At 55.7% G+C, this 6,896-nt stretch carries 8 protein-coding genes; 7 read left to right on the top strand and 1 reads right to left on the bottom strand.

The window, feature by feature from the left end:
* The 6 genes from ACYP5B_RS49785 to ACYP5B_RS49760 form a co-directional block, all read left to right on the top strand.
* On the top strand, positions 1-615 hold a 615-nt coding region (locus tag ACYP5B_RS49785), incomplete at its 5' end, for a DNA/RNA non-specific endonuclease (RefSeq protein WP_459574849.1).
* Positions 615-986, top strand: coding sequence for a hypothetical protein (locus ACYP5B_RS49780; RefSeq protein WP_459574847.1), 372 nt, complete (start codon positions 615-617; stop codon positions 984-986). The genes ACYP5B_RS49785 and ACYP5B_RS49780, both read left to right, overlap by 1 nt.
* A 166-nt stretch (positions 987-1,152) precedes the next feature.
* Positions 1,153-1,332 carry a hypothetical protein gene (locus tag ACYP5B_RS49775; RefSeq protein WP_459574846.1) on the top strand — a complete coding sequence of 60 codons (180 nt, stop codon included), beginning with the start codon at positions 1,153-1,155 and terminating at the stop codon, positions 1,330-1,332.
* Between the two features lie 732 nt (positions 1,333-2,064).
* Positions 2,065-3,252, top strand: a complete 1,188-nt coding sequence (locus ACYP5B_RS49770; RefSeq protein ID WP_459574844.1) for a hypothetical protein — start codon at positions 2,065-2,067, stop codon at positions 3,250-3,252.
* Positions 3,249-3,992, top strand: coding sequence for a hypothetical protein (locus ACYP5B_RS49765; protein ID WP_459574843.1), 744 nt, complete (start codon positions 3,249-3,251; stop codon positions 3,990-3,992). The genes ACYP5B_RS49770 and ACYP5B_RS49765 overlap by 4 nt, the downstream gene beginning before the upstream one ends.
* Before the next feature lie 313 nt (positions 3,993-4,305).
* Complete coding sequence (locus ACYP5B_RS49760; RefSeq protein ID WP_459574842.1) at positions 4,306-4,605, top strand: hypothetical protein; 300 nt, start codon at positions 4,306-4,308, stop codon at positions 4,603-4,605.
* Between the two features lie 242 nt (positions 4,606-4,847).
* On the opposite strand, the gene ACYP5B_RS49755 is transcribed toward ACYP5B_RS49760, so the two are convergent.
* Entirely contained in the window at positions 4,848-5,903 is a 1,056-nt protein-coding gene (locus ACYP5B_RS49755; RefSeq protein ID WP_459574840.1) for a hypothetical protein, read from the bottom strand.
* A 549-nt stretch (positions 5,904-6,452) separates the two neighbouring features.
* On the opposite strand from ACYP5B_RS49755, the gene ACYP5B_RS49750 reads away from it, so the two are divergent.
* A complete protein-coding gene (locus ACYP5B_RS49750) occupies positions 6,453-6,890 on the top strand; it encodes an energy transducer TonB (RefSeq protein WP_459574839.1) in 438 nt (145 codons plus the stop codon).
* The last annotated feature ends 6 nt before the right edge of the window (positions 6,891-6,896 follow it).

Raw genomic sequence — 6,896 nt, 5'->3', positions numbered from 1 at the left:
TTTGGGGCGTCGCGCACGGGGCAGCTCTTTGCGGCAGGGATGGATCAGGCGGCATACCGGATGGGGTTGACATCCTATGTGGTGCCGCCTGAGTTCGGTGCAGTTCCGGACGCGGCAAGCTTTGCTGGAGCTGAGGCAAATGCGGTAGTTACGCGCATGGTGGGCAGTAACACCGTCAACTACACGTTGGATGCCCAGGGCAATACGTTGTCAGCTTCGGGTAACCTCCAACAATACTTTACAGGTGCAGCACGGAGCTCCGCCGAAGTTCAAGCGCAAGTAGACGCCGCTGCCTCTGGTATCGCAGGTGACCAAGGTGGTCACCTTATTGGGCATCGATTCGTCCTCGATCAAGGTGGGATCAACCTGTTCCCGCAGGAAGGCAACTTCAACATGTCTGCCTTCAAGACGCTTGAGAACGATTATGCTCGGTACATCGACCAAGGCTATCAGGTAAACTTTAACCATACACTTGGAGATTTCAGCAACACCGGGCGACCAGGCTCATTGTCTGTCACCTACGGTGTCGTCGACAAAGAAGGGAACCTTGTCGATTCATGGGTAGGTAAATTCCAGAATCAACCAGGGCAAACGTATGTTAGGAGGGTTCCATAGTGGCCGATGAGCAGTCTGTTATCGTGATCGAACTGGCGAAGGAGTTCATGGAACTCATTCGCCAGATTGCGCCTGCTTGGAGCAGAGCGTACTTTAGATTTTGCTTGGAAGGGTCTAAACATGGTTCTAATGGGTCGTATGTCATCGACTCAAAGGTGGACATTATTGACCCATTCACACACAATGCTTTCTTTAGAGGCATGAACGAGAAGGCGATGCAGCTTCTAGCTTTGCTTAGTAAGGATCAGGCGGTGCTTCTTTTGGTAATCGACTCGACCTTTAACTACGACATAAAATTCGAATACCAGAATCTTGATCGTTGGAGGATTACAAAGGCCAATGGAGGCTCGGGGGTCCCGGAAGGAATATAAGGGGAAAATAGTGAGGCGCCATTTAGCCAGATTATTGATTGTGGCGGGTTGCAGATGCTGGTGGATATTTTTTACTAAAGTACGTCGGACGCTCTGAGCAAGACCTCGTGACACGCTGGGTTAATGAACCGAAAATTAGATAGACGGAACTTCTGGCCGCCTGCGCTTGGACTATTCGCTGCCTCATCCTGTGGGCATCTCGGTTTCTCGCTTCCGCATGCTGAGCGAGGCGCTTACCGTCGCTCGCTCCGTAAAACTTCCCCATTGGCTCAACGGCTGCTTCGACGTCTGGATCGATCGCAGCCTTGATCGTTTCCGCGTCCGCCTACAAAACGGCAAGCAATGAGCCGTGGCGCTTCGCCCTTCCGCATGCGCGCGAGCAGCCGCCAGCCGTTGCAGGTGCATGCGTGCCACGCACCCTGGGGCTAAGCGGCGGCGGGAAGTCGGCGGCCAAGCGGGGCCGTACAACACCAGAAGCCCTTGATGTGTTGTGAGAGGCACTGGAGGGTGGAGCCGACGACTAAGCCGACGACTAGGATGGCGGCTTCCTTGCTACAGTTTTGGCATGGCCCACCTGACTTCGCCCACCCCGCAGTAGTACCTGATGCCATGCGATGCCGATGCCGTCGGTCCGCAGACCGAGGCTGAGTGCGGCCGGTACGAGCTCATCATGGAAGGACTCAACAGGGGCCCGGGCACGGACTACGAGAGTGAGGCCTGCGACGATAACGAGCTCGGCGCCGCCGACCTCTAACCCCTTCGCGGCTTGGCCGCCTGCGGCCCCAAAAACGCACTTCGGGGCTTCTGACCCAAGAAACGGTCCTTCTGCGGTCGTATCACGGCCTGGAAAGGCGCGCCCGCTAAGGCGTAGCGGGCGATATGGGTACGACTTCGCCTCGGACCTATTGCGTTTGGCAATGCGCTGGGTGGGAGCCTGGCGAGCAACTCGAGCAGCGTCAACAGTTCGCAGGAGGAGGCGCTCGGCCAAGTGTTTGGTGGACAGCGGGCAGCGTCGGCGAGGAATGATGGTCTGAGCACGTTGGAGGACAGCGGGCCCTTCAATCGTACCGATAGAGAAATGTTGCTGCCGGCTTACCCGGATGCTTCGGGCGGCGCCGGTGGGGGGCTGCAGTTGCTCGCGGACAGCCGTGTACCTGGTGCATACACCAACGATGCGCTCTATGGCCAGTTCGTGGATGCCTTCTCGAGGGGTAGCAGCGGATATGAGGATGGCTCGCAGACGATGCTGTTGGCGTCCAACGGCATCACGCAGCCCGGGCAGCCAGTGGCAATGTCGGATGCGGGCGGCAGCGGAGCGGGGCAGCGTGACTTGGGGACGTTCCAGGGCGTCACGGTAACTCCAGGAGGCATTCGACTGGACCCATTACTGGTGGGTGACTCGCCGCTCGTCAATGGCATGAATCCAGAGTATCACGCGCTACCCTCTACCAACGGGCTAAGCGGTGTCTTCGTGGAGGGCGGGATTGGCACGACTGGGAGCGCTTTCCAGGGTTATTTGGGGATAGCACCACTACCTGGCGAGAGAGTCTTTGGCGACGCTATTGGAGGCGCAGGGCAGCAATGGGGCTCGATAGGTCGCGACCTTGTTGAATCTGGAGTATTTGGGGAGTACTCGGCGCAGCGGGCTGCTGCGGACGGAGCGCCAGGACTGCTGATCGCGGCCGCCGATCCAACGCGTCGGGCGCGCGACGAAATGCTGCTGGAGGGTGGCGGCGGTGGGCCGGGAGTTGGGGGGCCGACTGGGGGCGGGCGTAGTATATTCGGGGAAGCGTCTGGTGGCGGGCGAGTCAGTCGTATCGAAGCAGCAGAGTCCGAAGGACTGGCCATTGGTGAGGGGCGAGTCCTAAACAGAGCAACAGCAGATGGTACGATTCGGAATAATAATTCCGTTGGTAATTCCTTCGACGACTATGTTGCTGGTACGAAGTTGAAGGGGTTAGATGACCGAGGTCTGTTGGGCCGACAAGAAAGGCTTCCGACCCCGGATATTGATGGTCGAAACTATGTCAAGCCGGATTACAGTATCTACAGGCAGGATGGTAAAATCGCCGCTTACGCCGATGCTAAAGCAGGGGCAGAAATTCCATTTGATGCTCAAGCCCGGGGTTTGGTGCAGTGGTCGAAAACGACTGAAAGTAGAACGTTGATTTACTATACGCCGGATGGGAAGGCGCAGATTAATCAATCCCTCTTAAATTATGCGCGTACAAATGGTGTTGTTGTCAAACAGGTCGGCGTGAAATGAGCAATATAATTAGTGGGTTTACCTTTGCCCTGTTTTCTACCCTTGACTTTGAGGGCGATTCCATTGCCAAGAATATCGTAGACGTAATTCTATCTGCGCCAGGTGATGTATCGCCAAAAAAAATGGGGGCTTTCGAGCCGAAGGAGATTATCGGCAGCACTGATGATGTTGTTGATATTCTGGTAAACAGAAGTGGCCCGAAAACCGGAATGCGGTCAGGAAGTTTGCTGCTGGAGGCAGGTAAGGAGTGTGGCTTTCAGGTTCAATGGGACAAGTCCGAGAAGCCAGGTTTCCACGTGATAAGTGGACATTTGATGTTTTCCGCGATTGTTCGAGATTCCACGATTCTCTGTGATTTCATGGATGTGATTCGAGCATTGGTGGGGGTTGTGAAGCCGGTGTATGGTGAGGTTAGGAGTATGGCGACCAAGGGCTGGGATGCACCTGTGGATCTATTGGTCCGATTGCCGGATGTTCCGATCATCTCGATTTATGGTGTCGAATATATTAATCTATTTGGGCGGGATCGAATTGAGAGCGCGCCATTTTTGAAGATTGAAAGGTTCGATGAATACTATTGGCTGGTCGCTCATGATGTAAGTCCAGACGGTGTGCCTGATTCTGTTCGGAATGATATTCGGCGGCATCTTGGTGAGGACGCGTTCATGGCGGATGGTAAATGGAAATATAAGTTCGGAAGTGCACCAAAATTCGATTTGAGAAATTCAGTTGCCGAGTAGTAGAATGCTGACCTGACCTCGCGCCGACTTCGGCATGGCATTTTCGTCCAGCGTGTTCCCTCACTTTTAGAGAGCTTTGATGTTCAATTTCGGTCGTACGTTGTCCGTTGAGAGTGCTTGTCCGATTTCATTGCCTGTCCTGCGCGCTGGACAAGGAGGCTGGAGTGCTCTAAGAAGATCGTTGATCGGGCTCTTCGCCACCGCCCTTGTCGGCTGTGCGAGTTCGGGGAGAATAGGTCGGCTCCCAGAGGTACCGGAGGGTACGCCCTCGTCCCAATTGGTACTAATCCGTTCAAGCAACATTATTGGCGTCATGAACAGCTATTATGTTGCACTGGATGGCCGCGACGTATTTTCTATTGGTTCTGGCGAGAATACCAAATTCAGTGTTCCATTGGGAGAGCATACAGTATCGGTGAAATGCTTTGGGGGATGGTCGCCCACCTGGAAGGAAGATGGAAAGAAATTTGTCGCTCAACGGGATCGAGTGAGCTACTTTGAGATTAGCCCTAATATGAGTTGCGCCAAGATCGTGCAGATCGATACGGAAGAGGCGGGGAAATTGGTGTCGGCAAGCAGATTTGTTAGCCCTAACAATCTTTCCAACAAATAGGGGGTGAAGAGATTATATCCAGACGGGCGCCTGTCCTGTCTCCATTGGGAAGGAATATGAACTCACTGATCCAAATCGGGCGTAGGGCGCTTGTCATGGCATGCTGGTGAGTTGGCCATCCACATGCTAGGCGCCACTGTTTGAGATGACGCCGGCGTACTGCCTCACGCCTGGATCGGAGAAGAATTAACCGTGGGTAAAAAGAATATTGTCAGATTATTTTGATAATATGTCTATTAAATTTAATCGCATGCTCGGGCAGCAACCCTTCGTCGACCTGTGTCTGAAATAGCAAACGCGCGCGGGAAGGGCCTCTTCAGGAAGTCCTGGAAACGCTCTTGATCTTCTTGGGTGAGGTAAGGTACGGACGAATCGGACGGTACAGGGCTGGATGGCTGTGTTAAGGGCATCGTGGCCACTGCCATGTCAGAACGAATCGGAAGCACTTCGTTGTCTGCTGCTGGCCTTGACGTAGTAATGGAGGCTCCGAGCGCCGAGGGGCGGCTGCTTCGTCCGGCCGTAAGCGCCTTCAGGACGTGCAGAGCCACCGCCCTTTGTCGCTTGGATAGTTCATCGAAGGCCGCAGTGCTATTCGCTATCAACGCATCCAGCGAAGAGTACTGAACGAGGGGTGGCCCCTTTATCATGTCGCTGTAGGCCGTCCTTATCTCTCGCTCTGATGGAACAATAATGTTTGCGTAGATGTTCTCGCCTGAATGGCAGTCGCTCAGCCGTACTCGGATGCTCATTGTAGGGAACCACTCGGTCGAAAACGGAACCGAATTGAAGCCCACCGAAAGATAGGTAAACTGCAGCAGCGCATCTGCCTCAGCTTTCAGTTTTTTGCAGTCCAGCTTTTCATCCTTCTGGCCTGAGGTCGCCGCTTCGGCGTTGACGACAGACGTTTCATACCCAGTACGTTGCAGCCCCTCCTTGAACAGAGTAATCATTTGAGCCGGCAGCGCAATGGAGCGCTTTTCCACCTCATCGGTGAAGCTCTTGCCCTTGTCTGGATTGCCAACCGCAGACGCATTGCCAACAGCACCGGCTACTCCGCCCGCGCCTCCGATGGCGGCGGCAGCGAGCAAGCCCACACCCGGGATAGCGGAAACGAGAGCTGAAGCAACACCGGGGGCACCCGAGGTTGACGTGAACTTGATTGGAGCAGGTCCAGGGTCTGCCACTGCAATTTTTTGCACCCTCGTCAACGAAGAGAAGTCCACATCTTTCCGTGGCGGAAGATTGCTGCAGCCACACACCGCCAGTGCCGTAATCGCCGCTGGAATAGTTGATTTCATATACCCCACCTTTTCTTATAGGGGGCTTGCCACCGAGGCACGGGGCAAGGTTCTATGAGCAATCTAGGCTCTATTATTTCGCAATTTCGGCTCAAAGCTGCGATTGGGTGGAACTGCGTTCATGGGCGGCGCACCAGTCGGGCGCCCGTGCGAAGTCAAGTGCGCGCGGGAACCCGACAATAGGCTCCAAGATTACAAGGCAGCCAATGGGGTAAACGGCAGGAAAGTTGCCGCGCTGAAGCTCTACGTTAGAAGGGTCGGTGTCGGCCGATTCTTGTGTAGGGATATACGTATGTCTGCTGGCGCAATCTGAGCTACGGCGCTACGGCGCTACGGCGCGATAAGACGGTCGCAGAAATAGCTTATCGAGAAGGCCTGGCTCGGTTGGCCTGCGTCTGGCGGGATTGGCGGCAACGGTCGGCTCTTCTTGTGCTTGGCCGCTGCACAATGTCTGGTCTGTGGCTGGCCTGCACCAGTGTCAAGCGGCGCCATGGCAAGCGTATGCGCCAATGGCATAATCGTCGGCAAAACAGAATACTGGGAGTCGATATGAGGGGTGCCGGATCGGTGCTGGCGATCGCATTGGCAAGCTGGGCGTGTACTGCGGCATGGGGGCAGGGCGTGCCAGCCGGACAGGTCTTCGTCGAGGGAGAGACCACGGAGAATCGCGGGGCGCTCGCGCAGTTGCAGGCCGCGGCGGCAGGCCCCGCGATCTCCGATGGCGCTTATGCGATTGCGGTACGAGACAGGGTCAAGCCGTTTATTCAGTACAGCAGACCCGCGGACCTTGCTACCAACCCGACGGCGGTGGTACGCGTGTCCCTGGGCCCCGGCGGGGAAGTTCTGGACGCGGTGTTGCAGCAGCGCAGCGGCGACACCAAATGGGACTTTGCCGCGCTCAACGCGGTAGTTCAGGCGTCGCCGCTGCCTCCGTATCCCGGCAAGGGCCGCGCCGCCTTTACGATCACCTTCAGGCCTCTGGAATGAGCGCTA

The organism is Cupriavidus sp. 8B, from assembly GCF_054589115.1.
This window is presented reverse-complemented; position numbering and strand designations above follow the sequence as displayed.

What these genes read in the sequence shown, in the direction of transcription:
- ACYP5B_RS49770 (WP_459574844.1), top strand. Translation starts at nt 2,065, where the DNA reads ATGTTGCTGCCGGCTTACCCGGATGCTTCGGGCGGCGCCGGTGGGGGG.
- ACYP5B_RS49765 (WP_459574843.1), top strand. Translation starts at nt 3,249, where the DNA reads ATGAGCAATATAATTAGTGGGTTTACCTTTGCCCTGTTTTCTACCCTT.
- ACYP5B_RS49760 (WP_459574842.1), top strand. Translation starts at nt 4,306, where the DNA reads ATGAACAGCTATTATGTTGCACTGGATGGCCGCGACGTATTTTCTATT.
- ACYP5B_RS49755 (WP_459574840.1), bottom strand. Translation starts at nt 5,903, where the DNA reads ATGAAATCAACTATTCCAGCGGCGATTACGGCACTGGCGGTGTGTGGC.
- ACYP5B_RS49750 (WP_459574839.1), top strand. Translation starts at nt 6,453, where the DNA reads ATGAGGGGTGCCGGATCGGTGCTGGCGATCGCATTGGCAAGCTGGGCG.